This window comes from Streptococcus mitis SK1080 (assembly GCF_000220085.1).
GTDB classification, from domain to species: domain Bacteria; phylum Bacillota; class Bacilli; order Lactobacillales; family Streptococcaceae; genus Streptococcus; species Streptococcus mitis_K.
In genome coordinates this window covers 40,042-65,057 of sequence record NZ_AFQV01000018.1, presented here as the reverse complement: position 1 = coordinate 65,057, position 25,016 = coordinate 40,042, and the positions used below count along the sequence as shown (strand labels likewise).

The 25,016-nt window shown below is 41.4% G+C and carries 26 protein-coding genes and 1 pseudogene; 17 read left to right on the top strand and 10 right to left on the bottom strand.

All coding sequences use genetic code 11. The annotated features are described in order from the left end of the window. Window positions 1-90 precede the first annotated feature (90 nt). The 3 genes from trxA to HMPREF9957_RS07135 form a co-directional block, all read right to left on the bottom strand. Window positions 91-405, bottom strand: a complete 315-nt coding sequence (trxA, locus tag HMPREF9957_RS07145) for a thioredoxin (protein WP_001029581.1) — start codon at window positions 403-405, stop codon at window positions 91-93. Window positions 406-420: 15 nt separating this feature from the next. Continuing rightward, window positions 421-642 (bottom strand): DUF4649 family protein, encoded by a 222-nt coding sequence (locus HMPREF9957_RS07140; RefSeq protein ID WP_000570249.1) that lies wholly within the window; start codon window positions 640-642, stop codon window positions 421-423. 100 nt (window positions 643-742) lie between these two features. Next, entirely contained in the window at window positions 743-1,123 is a 381-nt protein-coding gene (locus HMPREF9957_RS07135; protein WP_000221630.1) for a MarR family transcriptional regulator, read from the bottom strand. A gap of 280 nt (window positions 1,124-1,403) precedes the next feature. Between HMPREF9957_RS07135 and HMPREF9957_RS07130 the strand changes: the two genes are divergently transcribed. Both HMPREF9957_RS07130 and HMPREF9957_RS07125 read left to right on the top strand, forming a co-directional pair. Further along, complete coding sequence (locus HMPREF9957_RS07130; protein WP_000781325.1) at window positions 1,404-1,778, top strand: CidA/LrgA family protein; 375 nt, start codon at window positions 1,404-1,406, stop codon at window positions 1,776-1,778. Beyond that, the gene (locus tag HMPREF9957_RS07125) at window positions 1,775-2,470 is read left to right on the top strand and encodes an LrgB family protein (RefSeq protein ID WP_001288954.1); all 696 of its coding nucleotides are present in this window, start codon (window positions 1,775-1,777) and stop codon (window positions 2,468-2,470) included. The genes HMPREF9957_RS07130 and HMPREF9957_RS07125 overlap by 4 nt, the downstream gene beginning before the upstream one ends. 51 nt (window positions 2,471-2,521) lie before the next feature. Here HMPREF9957_RS07125 and gggC read toward each other — a convergent pair whose 3' ends face one another. From gggC to HMPREF9957_RS07105, 4 genes are all read right to left on the bottom strand, one after another. After that, on the bottom strand, window positions 2,522-4,069 hold the full coding sequence (gene gggC, locus HMPREF9957_RS07120) for a streptosactin export ABC transporter GggC (RefSeq protein ID WP_000946121.1): 1,548 nt from the start codon (window positions 4,067-4,069) through the stop codon (window positions 2,522-2,524). A gap of 138 nt (window positions 4,070-4,207) precedes the next feature. Beyond that, window positions 4,208-4,975 (bottom strand): hypothetical protein, encoded by a 768-nt coding sequence (locus tag HMPREF9957_RS07115; RefSeq protein WP_000498786.1) that lies wholly within the window; start codon window positions 4,973-4,975, stop codon window positions 4,208-4,210. A gap of 16 nt (window positions 4,976-4,991) precedes the next feature. Then, the gene (locus HMPREF9957_RS07110) at window positions 4,992-5,687 is read right to left on the bottom strand and encodes an ABC transporter ATP-binding protein (protein ID WP_000054205.1); all 696 of its coding nucleotides are present in this window, start codon (window positions 5,685-5,687) and stop codon (window positions 4,992-4,994) included. A gap of 4 nt (window positions 5,688-5,691) precedes the next feature. Then, a complete protein-coding gene (locus HMPREF9957_RS07105; protein WP_000118413.1) occupies window positions 5,692-6,057 on the bottom strand; it encodes a GntR family transcriptional regulator in 366 nt (121 codons plus the stop codon). A 140-nt stretch (window positions 6,058-6,197) separates the two neighbouring features. Between HMPREF9957_RS07105 and nrdR the strand changes: the two genes are divergently transcribed. The 13 genes from nrdR to recG all read left to right on the top strand — a co-directional run bounded on the left by nrdR (window position 6,198) and on the right by recG (window position 19,851). Next, window positions 6,198-6,671: a transcriptional regulator NrdR gene (gene nrdR, locus HMPREF9957_RS07100; protein ID WP_001203672.1), complete on the top strand. Its 474-nt coding sequence runs from the start codon at window positions 6,198-6,200 to the stop codon at window positions 6,669-6,671. Continuing rightward, a complete protein-coding gene (locus HMPREF9957_RS07095; protein WP_000802417.1) occupies window positions 6,672-7,841 on the top strand; it encodes a DnaD domain protein in 1,170 nt (389 codons plus the stop codon). It abuts the gene before it with no gap. Beyond that, window positions 7,842-8,738: a primosomal protein DnaI gene (gene dnaI / locus HMPREF9957_RS07090; protein WP_000446506.1), complete on the top strand. Its 897-nt coding sequence runs from the start codon at window positions 7,842-7,844 to the stop codon at window positions 8,736-8,738. Then, entirely contained in the window at window positions 8,735-9,448 is a 714-nt protein-coding gene (locus tag HMPREF9957_RS07085) for an NADPH-dependent oxidoreductase (RefSeq protein ID WP_000140816.1), read from the top strand. Before dnaI ends, HMPREF9957_RS07085 begins: the two co-directional genes overlap by 4 nt. Before the next feature lie 13 nt (window positions 9,449-9,461). Next, window positions 9,462-10,772 (top strand): ribosome biogenesis GTPase Der, encoded by a 1,311-nt coding sequence (gene der / locus HMPREF9957_RS07080; RefSeq protein WP_001207702.1) that lies wholly within the window; start codon window positions 9,462-9,464, stop codon window positions 10,770-10,772. Window positions 10,773-10,853: 81 nt separating this feature from the next. Continuing rightward, window positions 10,854-11,189, top strand: a complete 336-nt coding sequence (locus tag HMPREF9957_RS13575; protein ID WP_000681321.1) for a hypothetical protein — start codon at window positions 10,854-10,856, stop codon at window positions 11,187-11,189. A 33-nt stretch (window positions 11,190-11,222) separates the two neighbouring features. Beyond that, on the top strand, window positions 11,223-11,513 hold the full coding sequence (locus HMPREF9957_RS07075; protein ID WP_000940693.1) for a hypothetical protein: 291 nt from the start codon (window positions 11,223-11,225) through the stop codon (window positions 11,511-11,513). A gap of 145 nt (window positions 11,514-11,658) precedes the next feature. Continuing rightward, window positions 11,659-14,172 (top strand): preprotein translocase subunit SecA, encoded by a 2,514-nt coding sequence (gene secA / locus HMPREF9957_RS07070; protein ID WP_001274075.1) that lies wholly within the window; start codon window positions 11,659-11,661, stop codon window positions 14,170-14,172. Between the two features lie 80 nt (window positions 14,173-14,252). Continuing rightward, window positions 14,253-15,284, top strand: coding sequence for a 3-deoxy-7-phosphoheptulonate synthase (locus HMPREF9957_RS07065; RefSeq protein ID WP_000232192.1), 1,032 nt, complete (start codon window positions 14,253-14,255; stop codon window positions 15,282-15,284). 1 nt (window position 15,285) lies between these two features. Continuing rightward, window positions 15,286-16,317, top strand: a complete 1,032-nt coding sequence (locus HMPREF9957_RS07060) for a 3-deoxy-7-phosphoheptulonate synthase (RefSeq protein WP_000864041.1) — start codon at window positions 15,286-15,288, stop codon at window positions 16,315-16,317. A 44-nt stretch (window positions 16,318-16,361) separates the two neighbouring features. Next, window positions 16,362-16,724, top strand: a complete 363-nt coding sequence (acpS, locus tag HMPREF9957_RS07055; RefSeq protein WP_000635004.1) for a holo-ACP synthase — start codon at window positions 16,362-16,364, stop codon at window positions 16,722-16,724. Beyond that, a complete protein-coding gene (alr, locus tag HMPREF9957_RS07050) occupies window positions 16,714-17,817 on the top strand; it encodes an alanine racemase (protein ID WP_000648069.1) in 1,104 nt (367 codons plus the stop codon). Before acpS ends, alr begins: the two co-directional genes overlap by 11 nt. Window positions 17,818-17,835: 18 nt before the next feature. Continuing rightward, window positions 17,836-19,851 (top strand): ATP-dependent DNA helicase RecG, encoded by a 2,016-nt coding sequence (recG, locus tag HMPREF9957_RS07045; protein ID WP_001048741.1) that lies wholly within the window; start codon window positions 17,836-17,838, stop codon window positions 19,849-19,851. A gap of 608 nt (window positions 19,852-20,459) precedes the next feature. On the opposite strand, the pseudogene HMPREF9957_RS13410 reads toward recG, so the two are convergent. The 3 genes and pseudogenes from HMPREF9957_RS13410 to HMPREF9957_RS07035 all read right to left on the bottom strand — a co-directional run. Further along, window positions 20,460-20,876 (bottom strand): annotated as a pseudogene (locus tag HMPREF9957_RS13410) (Rpn family recombination-promoting nuclease/putative transposase); the annotation flags it as partial. Further along, window positions 20,863-21,825, bottom strand: a complete 963-nt coding sequence (locus HMPREF9957_RS07040) for an Rpn family recombination-promoting nuclease/putative transposase (protein WP_000603339.1) — start codon at window positions 21,823-21,825, stop codon at window positions 20,863-20,865. The gene HMPREF9957_RS07040 and the pseudogene HMPREF9957_RS13410, both read right to left, overlap by 14 nt. A 141-nt stretch (window positions 21,826-21,966) precedes the next feature. Further along, window positions 21,967-22,518, bottom strand: coding sequence for a GNAT family N-acetyltransferase (locus HMPREF9957_RS07035; RefSeq protein WP_025170699.1), 552 nt, complete (start codon window positions 22,516-22,518; stop codon window positions 21,967-21,969). A 283-nt stretch (window positions 22,519-22,801) separates the two neighbouring features. On the opposite strand from HMPREF9957_RS07035, the gene HMPREF9957_RS07030 reads away from it, so the two are divergent. Continuing rightward, window positions 22,802-23,782 (top strand): acetylxylan esterase, encoded by a 981-nt coding sequence (locus tag HMPREF9957_RS07030; protein ID WP_000795142.1) that lies wholly within the window; start codon window positions 22,802-22,804, stop codon window positions 23,780-23,782. 773 nt (window positions 23,783-24,555) lie between these two features. Continuing rightward, window positions 24,556-25,008, top strand: coding sequence for a YhcH/YjgK/YiaL family protein (locus HMPREF9957_RS07025; RefSeq protein ID WP_000587459.1), 453 nt, complete (start codon window positions 24,556-24,558; stop codon window positions 25,006-25,008). Window positions 25,009-25,016 lie beyond the last annotated feature (8 nt).

The following is a 25,016-nucleotide window of genomic DNA, read 5'->3' as shown; positions in this document are numbered from 1 at the left end:
ATTATTCTATCTACAGTCTAGCATATTTTTTGAAAAATGGCAAAGGGCAAGAAAAAAGAGACCAAAGAAAGTACTTGGTCTCTAGTATGATTAGCTCAATTCAGCAACGATGGCCTTGATTTGTTCTGCTGTGTGAACACCAGCAACTTGTTTGACTACTTGGCCGTCTTTTTTGAAGAGAAGAGTTGGGATAGACATGATTCCAAAAGCACGAGCTGTGTTTGGATTTTCATCAACGTCCATTTTAACGATTTTCAAAACATCTTCTGAAAGTTCTTCAGACAATTTGTCCAAGATTGGACCTTGCATACGACATGGACCACACCAAGTTGCCCAGAAGTCTACCAAGACCAAACCGTCTTTTGTTTCTTGTTCGAATGTTGCATCTGTAATTGCTTTTGCCATTGTATTTCTCCTTTTTTAGTTATATTGGCTTAAATCTTGTTTCTTGAGATAGAAGAAGATATCTCCGTAAGTCCCATGGTAGTCCAAATCATGACCGTTATAGGTTAATTTTTGGACAGGGTAGTAGTCTGCGACGCCGATAAGGCAAGCTTGTTGCGAACGATCAAAGTCTTCATAAGAATCGAAGGTTACAGTTCTTTCGTTCTTGCTGGCATCTAAATAGGTGATTTCAATCATGTTTAAAACTCCTTTGTTTAATGATGACTTTATTTTACTCCTTGTAAAAGAGAATGTCAAGAAAAATGATTGCGCACGCAACTTTTTTCAAAAAATCATCTTAAATCAAGAAATCCAAACCAGTTTCCAAGCTTGCTTCGACAGCCTTTTGTAGCGAGGCCAGTGTCTTTTGCCCATCACTTGTCAGGCAGATAAAACTAGAGCGTCTATCTTGATGGCAACACATGCGACTGAGTAGACCGCAATTTTTAGCTTCCAAGCGAGCGACCATCCGAGAAACAGCGCTCGGGCTCAGATGAAGCTTATCTGGCAGGTCAATCTGGCGTAGAGATTTTTCTTGGGCCAAGTCCAGATAGTAGAGCAGGTAAAACTCTTTCAAGGTCAGACTTTGCTCGCTCTGCTGGGCAATGGTCTCTTCCAAGAGACTTTCAATTTCTTTCTGACGCCGATTGAAGTCAAACCATTTTTCCAAATAGGTCATAGTATCTCCTTTCTTTTTAGAGTTGTAAATAGAAGAAAGTCCATTCACGGACAGTCTCTGCATCACAAGATGATTGCGCATGCAATAATTATACTACTTTTCAAAAGAGCTGGCAAGAAGGACGATGAAATATTTTATCCTAAATCATACAATTTTCACAAGTCAAGAATTGTTTGTGTCCCTTTCCTCTTTAATTTTTAATGATTCTTGCACATTTCCTTGAAATTTTCTGAAAAAAGAGTAAACTGGTATGCAAGAAGTCTATTTCGTGGAGTTTAGGATGAAATTATATGTTCAATTAATGATTCTCTTTGTGATTTCTCTAATCGGAGAGGGGATTTCCAGTTTCTTTCATTTGCCCATCCCAGGCAGTATTATCGGCTTGATCATTCTCTTTCTCGCCCTACAATTCAAGTGGCTGAGAACCAGGCATGTCAACATGGTGGGGAATTTCTTGCTGGCCAATATGACCATTCTCTTTTTGCCACCAGCAGTGGGAATCATGGAGAAGTTTGATGTGATTGCTCCCTATCTTTTGCCAATTGTTTTGATTGTCTTTTTTGCAGCAGTCATCAATATTATCCTCATAGCCTTGGTAGTTCAGTTCATCAAGAGACGGTTTGAGGGAGATTATGAGAAAGGAGATGCCAAATGAGTGAATTTGTTTCCAATCCCCTGTTTGGGCTTGCTCTGTCCATCCTAGCTTATCTAGTGGGAATGCTGATTTACAGACGTTTTCCCCATCCATTGACAACGCCCCTGCTTTTGTCAGCTGTTTTCATTATTATCATTCTAAAGGTGACGGGGATTTCTTACCAAGATTACTACCAAGGTGGAGTTTATCTGAACAACTTGATTGTCCCATCGACCGTGGCTCTAGGGATTCCGCTTTATAAGAGTTTTCACTTGATGAAGCACCATGCACGAAGTATTCTCTTTGGTAGTCTGTTAGCAGTAGTTGTCAATACCTCTTTCACAGCCCTTGTGGCGAAAATATTTGGCATGGACTTTTTCCTAGCCATTTCTCTTTTTCCCAAGTCAGTAACAACCGCCATGGCAGTTGGGATTACAGAAAAATTGCAAGGTCTGACCACTGTGACCTTGGTCGTTGTAGTGGCTACTGGGATTTTAACCAGTGTTATCGGCCCAACACTTTTGAAGTGGTTGAAAATTGACGATCCAGTAGCTGTTGGTCTTTCCCTTGGAGGAACAGGCCACGCAGTTGGAACGGGAACAGCCTTCCGATACGGCTCTGTAGCAGGAGCCATGGGTGGTTTGGCTATCGGTGTTACCGGTATTCTCTATGTCTTTGTCAGCCCTATTGTAGCCAGTTTGATATTGAGTTAAAAAGCAAGGAATTTGGGTTCCTTGCTTTTTAAAATCGTATGTTATAGACTATTACTTTTCTCTGCTTAAGTGAATGACTTGGTCATAGTGTTTTAAGCCTTCTTCTGTGTAGTGGTGAATGACTTCAATGACTGTTTGAGGTAGGGAGAAGAGCAAGTCGCTGATTTTTCTGCTATTTTCCGAGTCAAGATTGGCCTTAATCTCATCTGCTAAGATGAGTTGGCTATCGTGGTAGAGAGCGCGGGCGATTTCGAGGCGTTGTTTCTCGCCACCAGATAGACTATCATTGCTGAGCGTTCGATTTTCCAAATGAACTAACCCTGTTTTTTTGAGGATGTAAGTTAAACGTTCCTCCTTTTTATCCAGTCCTAGAAGGATATTATCTTCCAGAGAGAGCGTGTCAAAGTAATGGCTATCTTGGAGAATATAGGAACTAATACTTGTGATTTCTTGACGTGACAGGTTCTGACCAGCAAAGCTAATCTGTCCACTTGTCGGTGTCTCTTCTCCATGAATGATATTGAGTAGGGTTGTTTTACCAGAGCCACTTTCCCCGATAATGGCGATTTTTTCTCCTTGCTTGATGTGTATGGAAATCGGAGATAAGAGAATATTCCCATCTTTTTCTAAGGAGATGCTGTTAAGCTGGATAGGGAAAATGTTTTCTATGCTTCTAGGCGAGATGAAGTCAGACTGATTCAAAAGTTTTTGGTATTTATTGAGAAGAGTTCGATTCGCTTTTCGGGTGTTGGTAAAGTAAGCCAACTCTTGGAATTGATAGCCGATATTATGGGAAACTAGATAGATGACCACAAAACTCGCCGCATCTAAATAATTATAGTAGGTCATAAATCCACCGATGACGATTGGTGTGACAGAACAAAAGGCATCGATGCTATTGATCAAGAGACTGTTTAAAGTGCGTTGTTTTTCATAGTTAATTTCGGTATCTAGACTGGTTTGTAATTGCTTTTGATAGCGAGCAAAAAAGTAGTCTTGCCCCTGATAATGGCGAATTTGTTGGCTACCACCAATAAAATTTGTCAAGCTTGCTAAGTAGCTCTGGTTAACAGTGGACCGCTTTTCAGAAAGTGAATCCAAACGCTTTGATCCGATAGCACTGCAGAGTACAGGAAAGGAGTAGAAGAGGATGAAAATCAAGCCTAGGTAAAAATTGGTCCACAAGGCATAGAGAATGGACACAGTGGTGAAACCAAGAGAAGAAATGATGATAACCGTTGGTTCGATATAGCTTTCTTCTAGTTGCTTGACGTCGTTTTCTAGGTCAGACAAAATATCCTTTTCATCAATCTCATAACTGTTTAAAAATCGCTTGAAAATAGCACTCTTGATTCCATATTTGAAGTCAGTAATCAAACGGGCGTAGTAATAGCGCTTCCCAGCCAAACCTAGTAAGAGGATGAGATTACCAAGGATTCCTAAAATCAAAACTTTCCAAAGAAGGCCTAGTTCTTGATTGCTAAAACTAGCAACAATATTCTGAACAAGGGCTGGCGTGATAATTGCTTCCAGCCAAGTAATGGCAATAGAAAAGAAGTAAAGTACGAGGTGTTTCTTAGTAACAAATCTTCTCAGCATAAAGAGTTGACCTCCCTATCGATATACATGTAATCAGTTTTAAAGTTATTATACTCTTTTTTATTAAATACATCATATAAAAATGTAAGTTCTGAGAACGAAAAAAGTCTAGCGAGTTATTGTCGCTAGACTTTAAAACTATTGCAAATTAACCTTGTTTCTCAAAATATAGTAGGTTCCGAGGTAAAAAATAGCTATGAATATGAGTTCCTCGATAATGGATGTACTTGCTCCCATATAGAAATTATCATTAAATCCTGCAAGTGAATTGACATAGAAGTTAGCACTGGTATTGAAGAAGACTTCAATAAAGCCAACGACGATTTGGATACCAATGTAGGCTGCAACAGCGAGTGCTGTACGGTATTCATTGAACAGTTGTCCAATGGAAATGGCCAAGTAGATGCAGAGGATACCTGAAATTGTACTAAGCAGGAAGGATAAGACAGTAAGACCAAAGCCGGTAAAATGTTCTCCAACAAATGACAGAAGAGTAGAAAGTTGAACTTCATTAGAATTTGTTGACAATAACATAATATAGATACATAGGAGTAAGACAGCAGTGCTAATCACAGACCAGATAAAGGCACCGATTAGTTTGGCTGTGATGATATGATGTTCAGAAACTGGCAAGGTCAAAGTCAGATAGCCTTGTCGGTCATAGACACTACCTTTGAAGCGTTTAATAATCAAGAAAAGAGTTGAAATCCCAAGTGTAAGCATCAAGCCACCAAAGACAGTAGCTAGAAAAAAGAGTAGAACAGGTTGGCTTTCTTTGACAGGCAGATTGTTATAGGTCTGTGCTTGTATCCCAATAAGGACGGAAAGGACTAGCACGGCTGCGTAGAGGGTTAAATACCACTTGTTAACATTTTTAAATTCGTAGCGAACTAAATTCCAAAACATAAATAATCTCCTTTGCTTAGGCTTTAAATTCCTGACGGAAGAGTTGGTCAATGGATTCACCTGACTCATAGCGAATATCATCTACATTTCCTTGACGGACGACTTTTCCGTCTTTGAGGAAGACAATTTCATCCAAGATTGGCTCGATATCAGAAATCAAGTGGGTAGAAATCAAAACGGTAGAAGTTGGGGAGTAGTTGTTGATAATGGTATTGAGGATATACTCACGGGCTGCTGGATCCACCCCACCAATGGGTTCGTCTAGAACGTAGAGACGAGCATCACGGCTCATAACCAAAATCAGTTGTACCTTTTCCTTGTTTCCTTTTGATAGTTTCTTGAGACGACTATTTTCATCAATGCCAAGATCTGCAAGTAGATGATGGGCGCGTTCAAGATTGAAATCTTTATAGAAGGTCTTGAAGTAGGTTAGGGCTTCTTTGACCTTCATTTGTTCATTGAGATAGGTCGTATCCGGCAAATAAGCTACGATGGCCTTGGTTGCTGGGCTTGGATCCATGTCGTTGATCAGGACACGTCCTTGATCTGGTTGTAAGAGGCCATTGATTAGTTTAATCAATGTTGTTTTCCCTGAGCCGTTTGGACCGAGAAGACCAACGATTTTTCCAGCTGGGATCTCAAGGGAAACATTTTCAAGGGCTGGTGTTGCTCCATATGATTTGGATACATTTTCAAATGCTAGTAATGACATAGGCTTAAACTCCTTTAATATAATCGCCGACTACGCCTGGTAGTTCTTCTTTTTCATAGCCAAAATGGGTCATGGAGGAAACGAAGTGTTCCAATTCTTCTTCCGATAATTGTTTGCGTGATTGGGCGATTAGCTCCTTATCCTCAGTCACAAATCGTCCAGTTGTTCGCCTGCTGTAGACAAATCCTTCTCGTTCGAGGTCTGACAAGGCTCTTTGGATGGTGTTGGGATTGACACCGGCCTCGCTCGCTAGCTCTCTCACGGTTGGAAGTTGTTGATTGGGTTCCAGTGTATGGGAAACAATCTGAAGCTTGATTTTCTCCATAATCTGTAAATAGATGGGTTTTTTGTTGTCAAATATCCAAGACATCTTGGTCTCCTTTCTTTTTATCTATTTGTCTTAATTAAATAATACAACAAAACAAAAAACTTGTCAAGCAAAAAGAAGAATTGTTTTGGGAATTGTTTAAAAAATGGTATAATGAAAAGAAAACGATAAGGAGGGAAAAGATGCGTTGTCCAAAATGTGGGGCTACCAAGTCAAGTGTTATCGATAGTCGCCAAGCAGAAGAAGGGAACACCATTCGTAGAAGACGTGAGTGCGACGAATGCCAACACCGTTTTACAACCTACGAACGAGTAGAAGAAAGAACCTTGGTGGTTGTTAAAAAAGATGGCACACGGGAACAATTCTCCAGAGATAAAATCTTTAATGGGATTATCCGCTCAGCCCAGAAACGTCCTGTGTCAAGTGATGAAATCAACATGGTAGTCAATCGTATCGAACAGAAACTCCGTGGTCGAAATGAAAATGAAATTCAAAGTGAGGACATTGGTTCACTCGTCATGGAGGAGTTGGCTGAGTTGGATGAGATTACTTATGTGCGTTTTGCCAGTGTCTATCGTAGTTTTAAGGATGTTAGTGAGTTAGAGAGCTTGCTCCAACAAATCACCCAGTCCTCTAAAAAGAAAAAGGAAAGATAAATGAAGCCAATTGACCGTTTTTCTTATCTAAAGAATAATCGGGTGTCGCAAGATACCTCATCTCTGGTACAGTGCTACCTCCCGATTATCGGTCAGGAGGCACTGAGCCTTTATCTTTATACAATCAGTTTTTGGGATAATGGCAGAAAGGAATATCTTTTTTCAAGTATCCTCAATCATCTCAACTTTGGGATGGATAGACTTTTAAAATCTTTGAAAATCCTATCTGCTTTCAATCTCTTGACCCTCTATCAAAAGGGTGATACCTATCAGCTAGCCATCCATGCTCCTCTTTCGAGTCAGGACTTCTTGGTGCATCCTGTATATCGTAGACTTTTGGAGAAAAAGATTGGCGATGCAGCTGTGGAGGATTTAAAAGTTGAGAGTGCTGAGGGAGAAGAAATACCTGTCTCACTCAATCAAGTCTTTCCAGACTTGGCAGAACTGGGAAGTCAAGAAGACCTTGGTCTCAAGAAGAAAGTGGTCAACGATTTTGACTTGGACCATTTTCGTCAGCTTATGGCTCGAGATGGGCTTCGTTTTGCGGATGAGCAGTCCGATGTCTTAAACCTCTTTGCCATTGCTGAGGAAAAGAAGTGGACTTGGTTTGAGACCTATCAATTGGCCAAGTCAACAGCTGTTTCCCAGGTTATTTCAACCAAACGCATGCGGGAAAAAATTGCTCAAAAACCTGTTTCTTCTGATTTTAGTCCTAAGGAAGCAACCATTATCAAGGAAGCAAAAAGCAAAACTGCTCTGCAGTTCTTGGCAGAAATCAAGCAAACACGCAAGGGAACCATTACCCAAACAGAAAGAGAACTCTTGCAACAGATGGCTGGCTTGGGCTTGCTGGACGAAGTCATCAATATCATTCTCTTATTGACCTTTAATAAGGTGGATTCGGCAAATATCAATGAGAAATATGCCATGAAAGTAGCCAATGACTATGCCTATCAAAAGATACATTCGGCAGAAGAGGCGGTCTTACGCATCCGTGAGCGTGGGCAAAAGAGCCAGGCTCAAAAGGCTAGTAAACCGAGTCCTACCAAGTCCAATGTACCCAAGTGGAGCAATCCAGATTATAAGAATGAAACCAGCGAGGAAACTCGTCTGGAACTAGAACGTAAGAAACAAGAACTATTAGCTCGATTAGAAAAAGGAGGAGATTAGATGGAAAGTGTCGGAGACGTACTCAAACGTCAACCCAGCCGTTTTCATTATCAAGATTTGGTCCAGAAAATCATGAAGGACCCTGATGTTGCGGCCTTTATCCAGCAAGAATCCCTTACTCCAGAGGAATTGAATCGCAGTATCTCCAAGTTTAATCAGTACATCACCGAGCGTGACAAGTTTCTCCGTGGGGATACGGATTATATTGCCAAAGGCTACAAGCCGATTTTGGTTATGAATCATGGTTATGCGGACGTTTCTTATGAAGAAACTCCTGAACTAATCGCAGCGGAAAAAGAAGCGGCTATTAAGAACCGCCTCAAGTTAATCAATCTGCCAGCCAGTCTCAAGCAAGCTAGTTTGGCTCAAGTTGACTTGGATGATTTGGGTCGCTTGCCAGTTTTTGAAAAGCTATTAGCCTTCGTGGAGCAATATCCAGCTATTCGAAAAGGTCTTTACCTATATGGAGACTTTGGTGTGGGTAAAAGTTTCATGGTGGCTGCCTTAGCCCATGATTTATCAGAAAAACGTGGTGTTTCATCAACTCTCCTCCACTATCCTAGCTTTGTCATAGATGTCAAAAATGCTATCGGTGATGGTAATGTCAAGACCTTGGTGGATGAGATTAAGCTTTCTGAAGTCCTGATTTTAGATGATATTGGTGCCGAGCAATCAACAGCTTGGGTGCGGGATGAAATCCTACAAGTCATTCTCCAATATCGGATGCAGGAAGATTTACCGACCTTTTTCACATCCAACTTCGACTTTGAAGAATTGGAGCAGCATTTCGCTAAAGGGAAACATGGAAATGACGAAACCTGGGAAGCAAGACGCGTCATGGAACGCATCCGTTATTTGGCTGAGGAGACTCGTTTAGAAGGAGTAAACCGTCGATGACAGAAACGATTAAACTGATGAAAGCTCATAAGTCTGTTCGAAGATTTAAAGAGCAAGCTCTTCCTCAGGAAGACTTGACTGAAATCCTGACAGTAGCTCAAATGGCCTCGTCTTGGAAGAATTTCCAATCCTACTCTGTGATTGTGGTACGAAGTCAAGAGAAGAAAGATGCCTTGTATGAATTGGTGCCTCAAGAAGCCATTCGCCAGTCAGCTGTTTTCCTTCTCTTTGTCGGAGATTTGAACCGTGCAGAAAAGGGAGCACGACTCCATACGGATACCTTCCAACCTCAAGGTGTAGAAGGTCTCTTGATTAGTTCAGTCGATGCGGCTCTTGCTGGTCAAAATGCCCTGCTGGCAGCTGAAAGCTTGGGCTATGGTGGAGTGATTATCGGTTTGGTTCGATACAAGTCAGAAGAAGTGGCAGAGCTCTTTAACCTGCCTGACTACACCTATCCTGTCTTTGGGATGGCACTAGGTGTGCCAAATGAAGAACATGAAGTCAAACCTCGCTTGCCATTGACTCAAGTGGTATTTGAGGAAGAATATCAGGAACAAACAGTTGATGTGATTGAGGCTTATGACCGTGTACAGGCGGACTATGCTGGGGCGCGTGCGACCACAAGCTGGAGTCAGCGTCTAGCAGAACAGTTTGGTCAAGCAGAACCAAACTCAACTAGAAAAAATCTTGAACAGAAGAAGTTATTGTAGAAAGTGAGAAATTATGGCCCTACCAACTATTGCCATTGTAGGACGTCCCAATGTTGGGAAATCAACCCTATTTAATCGGATCGCTGGTGAGCGAATCTCCATTGTAGAAGATGTCGAAGGAGTGACACGTGACCGTATCTATGCAACGGGTGAGTGGCTCAATCGTTCTTTTAGCATGATTGATACAGGAGGAATCGATGATGTCGATGCTCCTTTTATGGAACAAATCAAGCACCAGGCAGAAATTGCCATGGAAGAAGCCGATGTTATCGTCTTTGTGGTGTCTGGTAAGGAAGGAATTACCGATGCAGACGAATACGTAGCCCGTAAACTTTATAAAACCCACAAACCAGTTATCCTCGCAGTGAACAAGGTGGACAACCCTGAGATGCGAAATGATATCTATGATTTCTATGCTCTTGGTTTGGGTGAACCATTGCCTATCTCATCTGTCCATGGTATCGGTACAGGGGATGTGCTAGATGCCATCGTAGAAAATCTTCCAAATGAATATGAAGAAGAAAACCCAGATGTGATTAAGTTTAGCTTGATTGGTCGTCCCAACGTTGGAAAATCAAGCTTGATCAATGCCATCTTGGGAGAAGACCGTGTTATTGCCAGTCCAGTTGCTGGAACAACTCGTGACGCCATTGATACCCACTTTACAGATACAGATGGGCAAGAGTTTACCATGATTGATACGGCTGGTATGCGTAAGTCTGGTAAGGTTTATGAAAATACCGAGAAATACTCTGTCATGCGCGCCATGCGAGCTATTGACCGTTCAGATGTGGTCTTAATGGTCATCAATGCGGAAGAAGGCATTCGTGAATACGATAAGCGTATCGCAGGATTTGCCCATGAAGCTGGTAAAGGGATGATTATCGTGGTCAACAAGTGGGATACGCTTGAAAAAGACAACTACACTATGAAAAACTGGGAAGAAGATATCCGTGAGCAGTTCCAATATCTACCTTACGCACCGATTATCTTTGTATCAGCTTTGACCAAGCAACGCCTCCACAAACTTCCTGAGATGATTAAGCAAATCAGCGAAAGTCAAAACACACGTATTCCATCAGCTGTCTTGAACGATGTCATTATGGATGCTATTGCCATCAACCCAACACCGACAGACAAAGGAAAACGCCTAAAGATTTTCTACGCGACCCAAGTGGCAACCAAACCACCGACCTTTGTTATCTTTGTCAATGAAGAAGAACTCATGCACTTTTCTTACCTGCGTTTCTTGGAAAATCAAATCCGCAAGGCCTTTGTCTTTGAAGGAACACCAATCCATCTCATCGCAAGAAAACGCAAATAAAAAAGTAGAATCTGGAATGACATTTCCAGATTTTTTTGATATAATAAAATAATAGAAAACGCTATCAAAAAAGAGGTGTCGATGAAACATTTGTTTAAATTTATAATCTTATTTCCCTGTTTTTACTTTTTCAATTGGATAGACAAAGCTGACAGGGATAGTAAGATTTTCCCGATCCTCTACTATTTTTACTGGGTTTACATCCCCCTCTATGCTCTTTTTAGCCTTGCTTGGACAGTTATTTCAGTTCTGTTTTTCAATATCGTCTTGAGAAATTTGACAGATATCAAGTTATGGGGCATTTGGTTTCTTTTTATTCTGCTAGCTATTGGTCTGAATAGGTTAACTTATTTCTGTTTCAAAAAAATGCTTCGCTTGAGACGAGAACTGGGGAAGTCTAAAGCAGGGAGACATTGATTTACATCGGTTTTTATTTTTAGGAGGTAGCTTATGGCACATCTAAAATCATTTATTTCACGCTATTCTAAGGTCTATATTGGTTTAGTTCTGCTGATCTGGATTGCTTTCTTCTTTGTTCCTTGGGATAAACCAGTTCTGGGAATATCTATCAATCTCTTAATCATGCAGAAAGTTTTACTAGTTTTTGGAATTCTGTCGATTTTGATGGCCTTGCTGTCCAAGAAAGTCAGTCTCTTTGTTTTTGGACTCATCTGCTGTCTTTCTCTTTGGATAAATCTATTTATCCTATTTGCGATTTTGCCGATTTTTGTTGGCAATTAAAGCATCATAAAAGTCAGAGAGGTTAGCTTGGAAACTAGCCTCTTTTTCCTTTTCAAAATGGGGATTCTTCCTTGAAAATAATCAGTAATTGTGCTAAAATTAAAAGAACATTCTAAAATATTCGGAATTTAAAGTAAGGAAAAACATGGCTAATATTTTAAAAACAATTATCGAAAATGATAAAGGAGAAATCCGTCGTCTGGAAAAGATGGCTGACAAGGTTTTCAAATACGAAGACCAAATGGCTGCTTTGACAGATGACCAACTAAAAGCAAAAACAGTTGAATTTAAAGAACGTTATCAAAATGGAGAATCACTGGATTCATTGCTTTATGAAGCATTTGCGGTTGTCCGTGAAGGTGCTAAACGTGTCCTAGGTCTCTTCCCATATAAGGTTCAGGTCATGGGTGGAATCGTTCTTCACCATGGTGACGTGCCAGAGATGCGTACAGGGGAAGGGAAAACCTTGACTGCGACCATGCCGGTATACCTCAATGCCCTCTCAGGTAAAGGGGTCCACGTAGTTACGGTTAACGAATACCTGTCCGAGCGTGACGCGACTGAGATGGGTGAATTGTACTCTTGGCTTGGTTTGTCAGTAGGGATTAACTTGGCTGCCAAATCTCCAATGGAGAAAAAAGAAGCCTATGAGTGTGATATTACTTACTCAACCAACTCAGAAATCGGATTTGACTACCTTCGTGATAACATGGTCGTTCGTGCTGAAAACATGGTACAACGTCCGCTTAACTATGCTTTGGTTGATGAGGTTGACTCTATCTTGATTGACGAGGCTCGTACACCTTTGATCGTATCAGGTGCTAACGCAGTTGAAACCAGTCAGCTCTACCACATGGCAGACCACTATGTAAAATCTTTGGACAAAGACGACTACATCATCGATGTGCAGTCTAAAACTATTGGTTTGTCTGATTCAGGGATCGACAAGGCTGAAAGCTACTTCAAACTTGAAAACCTCTATGACATCGAAAACGTAGCTCTGACTCACTTTATCGATAACGCCCTTCGTGCCAACTATATCATGCTTCTCGATATTGACTATGTGGTGAGCGAAGAACAAGAAATTTTGATTGTCGACCAATTTACAGGTCGTACCATGGAAGGTCGTCGTTATTCTGATGGCTTGCACCAAGCCATTGAAGCCAAAGAAGGTGTGCCAATCCAGGATGAAACCAAGACATCTGCCTCAATCACTTACCAAAACCTTTTCCGTATGTACAAGAAATTGTCTGGTATGACGGGTACAGGTAAGACTGAGGAAGAAGAATTCCGTGAAATCTACAACATTCGTGTTATTCCAATTCCAACAAACCGTCCTGTTCAACGTATTGACCACTCAGACCTTCTTTATGCAAGTATTGAGGCTAAGTTTAAGGCGGTTGTCGAAGATGTTAAGGCTCGCTACCAAAAAGGTCAGCCTGTCTTGGTTGGTACAGTAGCGGTTGAAACCAGTGACTATATTTCTAAGAAATTGGTCGCAGCTGGTGTTCCTCACGAAGTTTTGAATGCTAAGAACCACTATAAAGAAGCTCAAATCATCATGAATGCTGGTCAACGTGGTGCTGTTACTATCGCAACCAACATGGCCGGTCGTGGTACCGACATCAAGCTTGGTGAAGGAGTTCGCGAACTTGGAGGACTTTGTGTTATTGGTACAGAACGCCATGAAAGCCGTCGTATCGATAACCAGCTTCGTGGACGTTCAGGTCGTCAAGGAGACCCAGGTGAGTCACAATTCTACCTCTCTCTTGAAGATGATTTGATGAAACGTTTTGGTTCTGAACGCTTGAAAGGCATCTTTGAACGCTTGAATATGTCTGAAGAGGCCATTGAGTCTCGTATGTTGACGCGTCAGGTTGAGGCAGCGCAAAAACGTGTCGAAGGAAATAACTACGATACCCGTAAACAAGTCCTTCAATACGATGATGTTATGCGTGAACAACGTGAGATTATCTATGCTCAACGTTATGATGTCATCACTGCAGACCGTGACTTGGCACCTGAAATTCAGTCTATGATTAAACGCACGATTGAACGTGTCGTTGATGGTCATGCGCGTGCCAAACAAGATGAAAAACTAGAGGCAATTTTGAACTTTGCTAAGTACAACTTGCTTCCAGAAGATTCTATTACGATGGAAGACTTGTCAGGCTTGTCTGATAAGGCTATTAAGGAAGAACTCTTCCAACGTGCCTTGCAAGTTTACGATAGTCAGGTTTCAAAACTACGTGATGAAGAAGCAGTTAAAGAATTCCAAAAAGTTTTGATTCTACGAGTGGTGGATAACAAGTGGACAGATCATATCGATGCCCTCGATCAATTGCGTAACGCGGTTGGACTTCGTGGCTATGCTCAGAACAACCCTGTTGTTGAGTATCAGGCAGAAGGTTTCCGTATGTTTAATGACATGATTGGTTCGATTGAGTTTGATGTGACACGTTTGATGATGAAAGCACAAATTCATGAACAAGAAAGACCACAGGCAGAACGCCATATCAGTACAACAGCGACTCGTAATATTGCTGCCCACCAAGCAAGTATGCCAGAAGATTTGGATTTGAGCCAGATTGGACGCAATGAACTTTGCCCATGTGGTTCTGGTAAGAAGTTTAAAAACTGTCACGGAAAAAGACAATAAAATGAGATAGTTTAGATGCGGATACCTTGTGAAAAGTAAATTTTTACTTGGTATCCGTTTGCTTTATAAGGAGATGAGTTATGGTATTTACAGCAAAAAGTCCTAAAATTAATATTGAAGAAGTTCGTGCCTTATCAAAATTAGAAGGCCAAGCTTTGGAGAGAAAATCACAGCGTGATCAAGAGCTAGAAGCCATTATACGTGGAGAAGACCAGCGAATTCTTTTGGTAATCGGGCCATGCTCATCTGATAATGAAGAAGCTGTCCTTGAATACGCTAAGCGTTTGGCAGTCCTACAAGAAGAAGTGGCAGACCGTATCTTTATGGTTATGCGTGTTTATACTGCCAAACCTCGTACCAACGGAGATGGCTATAAGGGCTTGATTCACCAGCCTAACGCGACAGAGGCGCCAAGCCTCATCAATGGAATCAAAGCCGTTCGTCATCTTCATTATCGTGTTATCACGGAAACTGGTATGACAACAGCTGATGAAATGCTTTATCCTGAAAATCTTCCGCTTGTGGATGATTTGATTTCTTACATGGCAGTTGGTGCCCGTTCAGTTGAAGACCAGCAACACCGCTTTGTGGCAAGTGGAGCAGATTTCGCGACTGGTTTTAAAAATCCGACATCTGGAAATCTCAATGTTATGTTTAATGGGATTTATGCTGCTCAAAACAAGCAAAGTTTCCTTTTCCTAGGAAAAGAAGTGGAAACAACTGGGAACCCGCTTTCGCATGCCATTCTTCGTGGTGCTCTTAATGAGTATGGAAAAAATATTCCCAACTACTATTATGACAATTTAATTGACACCATTGCCCAGTATGAGAAAATGGGCTTGGAAAATCCTTTTATCATCATTGATACCAATCATGACAATTCTGGTAAGCAGTATATGGAACAAATCCGAATTGTCCGCCAGACCTTGATTAATCGTGCTTGGAATGAAAAAATCAAGCAGTTCGTTCGTGGTTTTATGATTGAGTCTTATCTGGAAGATGGTCGACAAAATGAGCCAGAAGTATTTGGCAAGTCTATCACAGACCCTTGCCTTGGCTGGGAAAATACGGAAGCCCTCGTCAGAGAAATCTACCAAACGCTAGGAGAATAAGATGGCATTTATTGAAAAAGGTCAAGAAATCGATATTGAAGCAATCAAGGCAGAAACCCAATTGTCTGCCGAAGCCTTGCGACTAAAGGAGCGTCGCGATAGAGAATTGGCAGACATTATTTCAGGAGAAGATGACCGGATCCTTTTGGTGATTGGTCCTTGCTCTTCTGATAATGAAGAGGCTGTCTTGGAATATGCCCGCCGTTTGTCCGCCTTGCAAAAGAAGGTGGCGGACAAGATTTTCATGGTTATGCGTGTTTATACTGCTAAACCGCGTACCAACGGAGACGGCTATAAAGGTTTGGTTCATCAGCCAGATACTTCTAAGGCTCCAAGCCTGATTAATGGCTTGCAGGCTGTGCGGCAGTTGCACTACCGCGTGATTACAGAGACTGGTTTGACAACGGCAGATGAGATGCTTTATCCGTCAAATCTGGTCTTGGTAGATGATTTGGTCAGCTACCATGCTGTAGGAGCTCGTTCTGTAGAAGACCAAGAGCACCGTTTTGTGGCCTCAGGGATTGATGCGCCAGTCGGAATGAAAAATCCAACCTCTGGAAATCTTGGTGTTATGTTTAATGGCATCTATGCCGCTCAAAATAAACAGACCTTCCTTTTCCATGGGCAAGAAGTTGAGACTTCAGGAAATCCCTTGGCTCACGTCATCCTTCGTGGTGCAGTTAATGAATATGGGAAAAATGAGCCTAACTTTTACTATGAAACCCTGCTAAATGCTATTGAGCGCTATGAAGCCATGGGACTTGAAAATCCCTTTATCCTCATTGATACCAACCATGATAACTCAGGAAAGCAATATATGGAACAGATTCGAATTGTCCGCCAGACCTTGCAAAATCGTGATTGGAACGAGAAAATCAAAAAGACGGTTCGAGGCTTTATGATTGAATCCTATCTAGCAGATGGTCGTCAAAATCAACCAGAGGTCTTTGGTTGCTCTATTACTGACCCTTGCCTAGGTTGGGAAAATACAGAGGCTTTGGTAGAAGAAATCTATGCTACCTTGACAAAATAAGTGAAAAGGATGGAGTTGGGGAATCTCAACTCCTTTTGATGAGAATGATAGTTGGACACGGAATTGACATCGAAGAATTGGCTTCGATAGAAAGCGCAGTTACACGACATGAAGGTTTTGCCAAGCGCGTGCTGACCGCTAAGGAAATGGAACGGTTTAACAGTCTTAAAGGGCGCAGGCGAATCGAATATTTGGCTGGTCGCTGGTCGGCTAAGGAGGCTTTTTCTAAGGCTCTGGGAACGGGTATTGGCAAGCTCGGTTTTCAGGATTTGGAAGTCTTGAATAATGAACGCGGGGCGCCTTATTTTAGTCAGGCACCATTTTCAGGAAAGATTTGGCTGTCTATCAGCCATACAGATCAGTTTGTGACAGCCAGTGTCATTTTGGAGGAAAATCATGAAAGCTAGTCCACATAGACCAACCAAGGCTCTGATTCATCTGGGAGCTATTCGACAAAATATTCAGCAAATGGGGGCTCATATCCCTCAAGGAACGCTTAAATTTGCAGTAGTCAAGGCTAATGCCTATGGGCATGGAGCTGTTGCTGTTGCGACGGCTATTCAAGATGATGTTGATGGTTTTTGCGTTTCCAATATCGATGAAGCCATTGAACTCAGACAGGCTGGACTCAGTAACCGAATCCTCATTTTAGGAGTTTCTGAAATCGAAGCTGTTGCTCTAGCTAAAGAATACGACATCACCTTGACTGTGGCTGGGTTGGAGTGGATTCAAGCACTCTTATCTAGTGAGGAAGACCTAGCAGGTTTAACAGTCCATCTCAAGATTGACTCAGGAATGGGAAGGATTGGTTTTAGAGAGGCTAGTGAGGCTGAGCAGGCTCAAAATTTGCTCAGACAACACGGTGCTCGTGTTGAAGGAATCTTTACCCACTTTGCTACTGCTGATGAGGAATCAGATGACTATTTTAATGCCCAGTTAGAACGGTTTAAAACTATTTTAGCTAGTATGAAAGGTCTTCCAGAGCTGATACATGCCAGCAATTCGGCAACAACTATTTGGCATGCAGATACCATTTTTAACGCGGTTCGTATGGGAGATGCTATGTATGGTCTCAATCCAAGTGGAGAGGTTTTGGACTTACCCTATGACTTGAGACCAGCCTTGACCTTGGAATCTGCTCTGGTTCACGTCAAGACAGTTCCAGCTGGAGCTTGCATGGGCTATGGAGCGACCTATCAGGCGGATAGCGAGCAAGTCATCGCGACCGTGCCAATCGGCTATGCGGATGGTTGGACACGAGACATGCAGAATTTCTCTGTCTTGGTAGATGGTCAAGCTTGTCCAATTGTCGGCAGGGTTTCGATGGACCAAATCACCATTCGTCTGCCTAAGCTTTATCCCTTAGGAACAAAGGTAACCTTAATTGGTTCTAACGGGGACAAGGAAATTACAGCTACTCAGGTAGCGACCTACCGTGGGACTATTAACTACGAGGTGGTTTGTCTCCTCAGCGACCGCATTCCGAGAGAATATTATTAGAAAAGAAAGGAGTGGAGCATGAATCTACATCAACCCTTGCATGTCTTACCTGGTGTGGGACCAAAGTCAGCAGAAAAATACGCCAAACTAGGAATTGAAAACTTGCAAGACCTTTTGCTCTACTTTCCTTTCCGATATGAAGACTTCAAGACCAAGCAAGTGCTGGAACTGGAAGACGGTGAAAAGGCGGTTCTTTCTGGTCAAGTCGTGACTCCTGCTAGTGTCCAGTACTATGGTTTCAAGCGTAATCGCCTCCGCTTTAGCCTCAAGCAGGGAGAAGTCGTTTTTGCGGTGAACTTCTTTAACCAACCCTACCTAGCTGATAAGATAGAGTTGGGAGCAACTCTTGCCGTCTTTGGAAAATGGGACCGTGCCAAGGCTAGTTTGACTGGGATGAAGGTCCTGGCTCAGGTGGAAGATGACCTCCAGCCTGTTTATCGCTTGGCTCAGGGAATCAGTCAGGCCAGTCTGGTCAAGGTCATCAAGATGGCCTTTGATCAGGGACTGGACCTCTTGATAGAGGAAAATCTTCCCCAGTCTTTGCTCGATAAATACAAACTCATGTCCCGTTGTCAGGCAGTTCGTGCTATGCATTTCCCCAAGGATTTGGCAGAATACAAGCAAGCCCTTCGCCGTATCAAATTTGAGGAACTCTTTTATTTCCAAATGCAATTGCAGACGCTTAAGTCTGAAAATAGAGTTCAGGGAAGCGGTTTGGTTCTGGATTGGTCTCAGGAAAAAGTGACAGAAGTCAAAGAAAGGCTGCCTTTTGCCCTGACCCAAGCTCAGGAAAAGAGTTTGCAGGAAATTTTGACCGACATGAAGTCCGACCACCACATGAATCGTCTTTTGCAAGGGGATGTGGGGAGCGGAAAAACGGTAGTCGCTGGCTTGGCCATGTTTGCGGCGGTGACAGCTGGCTATCAGGCTGCTCTCATGGTGCCAACAGAAATCCTTGCAGAGCAACATTTTGAGAGTTTACAGAACCTCTTTCCAGACTTGAAACTGGCTCTCTTGACAGGTTCCTTGAAAGCTGCAGAAAAGAGAGAAGTCTTGGAGACCATTGCCAAGGGTGAGGCTGATTTGATTATTGGAACCCACGCTCTGATTCAGGATGGGGTGGATTATGCTCGTCTGGGCTTGATTATCATCGATGAGCAGCACCGTTTTGGTGTGGGGCAAAGAAGAATCCTACGGGAAAAAGGCGACAATCCAGATGTCCTCATGATGACAGCGACTCCCATCCCACGAACCTTGGCCATCACAGCCTTTGGCGATATGGATGTTTCCATTATTGACCAGATGCCAGCAGGACGGAAGCCTATTGTGACACGTTGGATTAAACATGAGCAACTGCCTCAGGTCTTGACTTGGTTAGAGGGGGAAATCCAAAAAGGTTCTCAAGCCTATGTCATCTCTCCCTTGATTGAAGAATCTGAAGCTCTAGATTTGAAAAATGCCATTGCCTTATCAGAGGAGCTGACAGCTCATTTTGCAGGCAAGGCAGAGGTGGCTCTTTTACATGGTAAGATGAAGAGTGATGAAAAAGACCAGATTATGCAGGAGTTCAAAGAGCGAAAAACGGATATTCTAGTTTCGACAACGGTTATCGAGGTTGGGGTTAATGTTCCAAATGCGACCGTCATGATCATCATGGATGCCGATCGGTTCGGTCTCAGCCAGCTTCACCAGCTTAGAGGTCGTGTGGGTCGGGGAGATAAGCAGTCTTATGCAGTTCTCGTTGCCAATCCCAAGACGGATTCTGGGAAAGACCGCATGCGAATCATGACAGAAACCACCAATGGATTTGTCCTTGCGGAGGAAGATTTGAAAATGCGGGGTTCAGGTGAAATTTTTGGAACCAGACAGTCAGGTCTTCCAGAGTTCCAAGTGGCTGATATTATCGAGGATTTTCCTATTTTAGAAGAAGCCAGAAAGGTTGCTAGCTACATTAGTTCTATCGAAGGTTGGCAAGAGGATCCAGAGTGGCGCATGATTGCCCTTCATTTGGAAAAGAAAGAACATCTAGATTAAGCTTTCTCTAAGGAAATCTTAAGCTAGCTTTCAGGTTTGGCTTTTATACTAGAGTCATCAAAAAGAAACGAGGACTCTCACATGACAGTAACGATTAAAGTAAATTACCAAACCACTTTCCAAAAGAAAGAAGCAACAAAATAAGATTGAACAGGAGAAAAAGGGCGGAAATGCTCTTTTTTTGTTTCTAAAAGCACAATTTATTGAATCTAAAATAGCACACTGTGGATTCTAAAAGATTTCTAGAAATTATAGTAGATTGAATCCGAAATAGTCCACCGAGTTTTCTAAAATATTGTTAGAAATTAGTTTGAATTCCGTAATCAATTTGTTCAGTTTTTATTTCATTTAACTATAATTTGACTTTCCTAATTTCTTTGTTCATATCTTATTTCAATACACTATATCTTACTATTTCAGAGTCCACATCTAGCATAACTAAAAAAACAGATTCTTCCATCTATTACGGAAAAATCTGTCATTGATTTAATTATTTACAAAAACTCCAACCACGGTTTACGAACCTCGTCTTTGATGGTTTCTCTATATTTTTTTAACTACAAAAATGCCATCTTGACTAAATGATTTCTTGACCATTAGTGCTGGTCTTACAACAATGCCTCAAACTCAGCGACGGTCATTCCTAATTGTTCACTCGCAACCTCCGAAGTCAGAAGACCTTGACGAACCATATCTAGGAAAGCAAAGACTCTTCCTTCAACTTTCCCACGCTCTAGGCCTTTTTCTTCGGCTCGTTCCAAGGCATATTCCTGTGCTAACAAGGCTTGTTCTTCGCGCATACGTAGTTGACTAAACATTTTCCTGTCCTCCTCGGACCAGCTCTTGTAGTCCAGCAGCTGGTCTGCCTGGCTAATGGCTCGCTCGGGTTCCTGGGTAAAGGGTTTATTACCGAAAAACTCCAACCACGGCTTGCGAATCCTATCTTTGCTGGTTTCTCTGTATTTTTTTAATTCCAAGAACGCCATCTTGACTAGATGGTTTTCTTGACCGTTATTTGTGATGGTCTTTCAATAGCGTCTCAAATTCAGCAATTGATATACCTAATTGCTGACTTGCTATCTCGGAAGTCAGAAGGCCTTGACAGACCATATCCAGAAAGGCAAAAAGTTTCCCTTCAACTTTTCCTCGTTCAAGTCCACGTTCTAACCCTTGTTCAATACCTTCTGCACGACCACGTTCCAACCCCTGTTCAATACCTTCTGCCCTAGCAGTTTCCAAGGCATAGTCCTGTGCTAACAAGGCTTGTTCTTCGCGCATACGTAGTTGACTAAACATTTTCCTGTCCTCCTCGGACCAGCTCTTGTAGTCTAGCAGTTGGTCTGCTTGGCTGATGGCTCGCTCGGGTTGCTGGGTAAAGGGTTTATTACCGAAAAACTCCAACCACGGCTTGCGAACACTATCCTTGCTGGTTTCTCTGTATTTTTTTAATTCCAAGAACGCCATCTTGACTAGATGGTTTTCTTGACCGTTATTTGTGATGGTTAAGACCTCACCTGTCGTGTCCTCTCGCATACTAAAACTGTGAAAGGCTAAATCATCATGGAAGTAGTTACTATCTACAATCGCAATAGCATAAACAGGTGCGATGTGTTTGTAACTTTGATGTGTATCACCTTCTCGTTGACGAATTTTTTCTAGGTTTTGATTGACCTGACTACATAGATAAGCCCACAAGCGATTGATGAAAAAATTCTGATGATGCACTTGAATCTCAATAATTACCTGAGTTCCATTATCCAACTCCGCTAAGACGTCTATACTGGTATAGAAATCCTGCGCCGAGTACGGCAGGGAAGGCAAGACGTGAATATTGCTTCCCTCTAAAATAGTTACATTTTTAGCTGGTAAGTCCAGCATATCGCGAATAAATTGACAAGTGATTTCTGGGTTGCTAAAAATCTTCTTAGCAACCAAGTCATTAGTTGGGCTGATGCCCGGATGTCTGAGAATCATCCATTCCCTCCTTCTATTATACCATATTTTAAAATCTAATTTTGCTAGATTCTATGGTTCTATCTATTTATTCGGAAAAAAGAGGATAAATGAAATAGTAAATAAAAAATAAGAACAGCGGATAAGCAATAAATTTTAAGATTATCTGTCTTCTCCGCTTATCTGATAATAAATAAGGTTCGCAATATAGCCTTTTCTCTCTACCCCATTTGCAACAGTCTTTAGATAGGACATTCCAGTCTTATCCATAACATGACCTGAAGCTGGGTTGAGACTGGTATATCGTGCTTTGACTTTTTGAAAACCTGCTTGAGTAAAACAGAAGTCTAAGATAGCTTTTAAGACCTCTGTCATAAGACTACGACTCCAATAGTTTTTTCCTAAAACATAGCCAATTTCACAACTGGAATCATCCTCATTCATCTCAACGATGCTGATATCTCCTATCACTTGCTCTGGGTTTCCTTTGAGGTAAATGGCCCATTTGTAATAGTTGGGATTGGCATAGGAAGCAACCCAATTACGAATCGAGTTTCGAGTGACCTCAACATCAGGATGGGGATTCCAAGTAACATAGGTCAGATTCTCAGCAGACGAAGCCCAATTTTGAAACATGTCTTCCGCATCACTGTCCACAAATCTTCTCAAGATTAAACGGTTTGTCTGTAATATTTGCGTACCTATTGCTTTCATGATGTTACCTCGCTTTCTGGTGTGTGATTCTCTATTCAATCTCCATTGAAACTATAGTATATCGAGATAAGCTGTAGACAAATCAACTGGGGCATTTACATTAATTTCTAAAAATACTTTAGAAGTTAATTGGTACTATATCTAGATTCAATTTATTAGACTTTCAGTCAGTAGGTTTGAAGAAAAAAATCTAAATTCACTTTCTATTTACCCTTCTTTCTTGCATTGCTTCCCTAGATATGCTACAGTGGTGGTAGCGATTACAAAATATAAGGAGTATATTATGAAAAATCCAGCTTTGTTAGAAGAAATGAAGACTTATCTAGGAAGGGATGAGGTTCCAGAGGACTTTGATGCTTTCTGGGATGAGGAAGTGAAAAATGTTTCCACACTTCCAGCCTACCACTTGGAGGAGAGAGATTTCCACATTCCTCAAGTCAAGTGCTATGAATTAACCTTTGAAGGAAGCAATGAAGGTAATGTCTATGCACGTGTCGTCCTTCCAAAAAGTGAGGATAAAGTTCCAATGATTTTCCATTTCCATGGTTATATGGGACGTGGTTGGGACTGGTCCGACATGCTAGCCTTCACCGTGGCTGGTTACGGTGTTGTTTCCATGGACGTTCGAGGTCAGTCAGGTTATTCGCAAGACGGTTTGCGTTCTCCTCTAGGAAATACAGTTAAAGGGCATATCATCCGTGGTGCTGTGGAGGGTCGGGAGCACCTCTTTTATAAGGATGTTTATCTGGATATTTACCAGTTGGTTGAAATTATTGCTAGTCTGCCTCAGGTGGATGAGAAGCGTCTTTCTAGCTATGGTGCCTCACAAGGAGGAGCCTTAGCTCTGGTTGCAGCAGCGCTCAATCCTAGAATTGAGAAAACTGTTGCCATCTATCCTTTCTTGTCAGACTTCAGACGAGTGCTTGAAATTGGCAATACTAGCGAGGCCTACGACGAACTGTTCCGTTATTTCAAATTTCAAGATCCCTTCCATGAAACTGAGGAAGAAATCATGGCGACCCTTGCCTATATCGATGTGAAAAATCTTGCCCATCGTATCCAAGGTGAGGTTAAGATGATTACGGGCTTGGACGATGATGTTTGCTACCCTATTACCCAGTTTGCGATTTATAATCGTCTGACCTGCGATAAAACCTATCGTATCATGCCTGAGTATGCTCACGAAGCCATGAATGTATTTGTCAATGACCAGGTTTATAACTGGCTCTGTGGGAGTGAGATTCCTTTTAAGTATGTGAAGTGATGAATGAGAGAGCCTAGTAGCTCTCTTTTTGTATAGAGTCTAGTCAGCAAATATTCTAGTTCATATATACTTTGAAATTCATACTCTTCGAAAATCTCTTCAAACTACGTCAGCTTCGCCTTGCCGCACTCAAGTACAGTATGCGGCTAGCTTCCTAGTTTGCTCTTTGATTTTCATTGAGTATGAAATTGAGTTTTTGTTCAATCTCTTTTTACATTACTAATGTGACTAGAAAATGCCATATATGTTCTGAATGAACTATAACAAAGAGGGATATATCTGAATTTTAAATAAACCAGTCTAGAGCCTAAGAAGATAGTGAGGGTTCTAGATTGGTTTTTAATAATTGATAAAATTAGATTTATATTTAAAGTGGTTTTAGACAATAAAAAATTTTAAGCCATTTTATAATGGTTGTTTTATGATTATATCACCTAAGTATAAAAAAGTATTAATATATTTGGCATAGAAAGTAGTTTCTTAATAATGTGTTATATAAAATATTTATAAAAGTATATTCTATCTTACAACAAATATTGAAAGCGCTTTTAAAAAGGTATATAATGGGTTCATAAAACAAGGAAAATGAAACATAGACAAGATACGTTATAAGAAATGTAATAAATAATTTTCTTGGAGTTTATCGTATGTAAGAAACAGAAATAGATTCTTGATAGAATTGAGAATTAACATATCGTAAACTATATATTTTTAAAATAGGGAGTGTGGTGCTGCTGTATACAAATAAAAATCTGTAGAAAGGAGGATAGGGTATGATTATTACAAAAATTAGCCGTTTAGGAACTTATGTGGGAGTAAATCCACATTTTGCAACATTGATAGATTTTCTAGAAAAAACAGGACTAGAAAATTTAACAGAAGGTCCGATTGCTATCGATGGTAATCGATTGTTTGGGAATTGCTTTACTTATCTAGCAGATGGTCAAGCAGGGGCTTTCTTTGAAACACACCAAAAATATTTGGATATTCATTTAGTTTTGGAAAACGAAGAAGCCATGGCTGTTACGTCGCCGGAAAATGTAAGCGTTACCCAAGAGTATGATGAAGAGAAGGATATTGAATTATACACAGGGAAAGTGGAACAGTTGGTTCATTTGAGAGCTGGCGAATGTCTCATCACTTTTCCAGAAGATTTACATCAACCCAAGGTTCGTATAAATGATGAACCTGTGAAAAAAGTTGTCTTTAAAGTTGCGATTTCTTAATGTAGAAA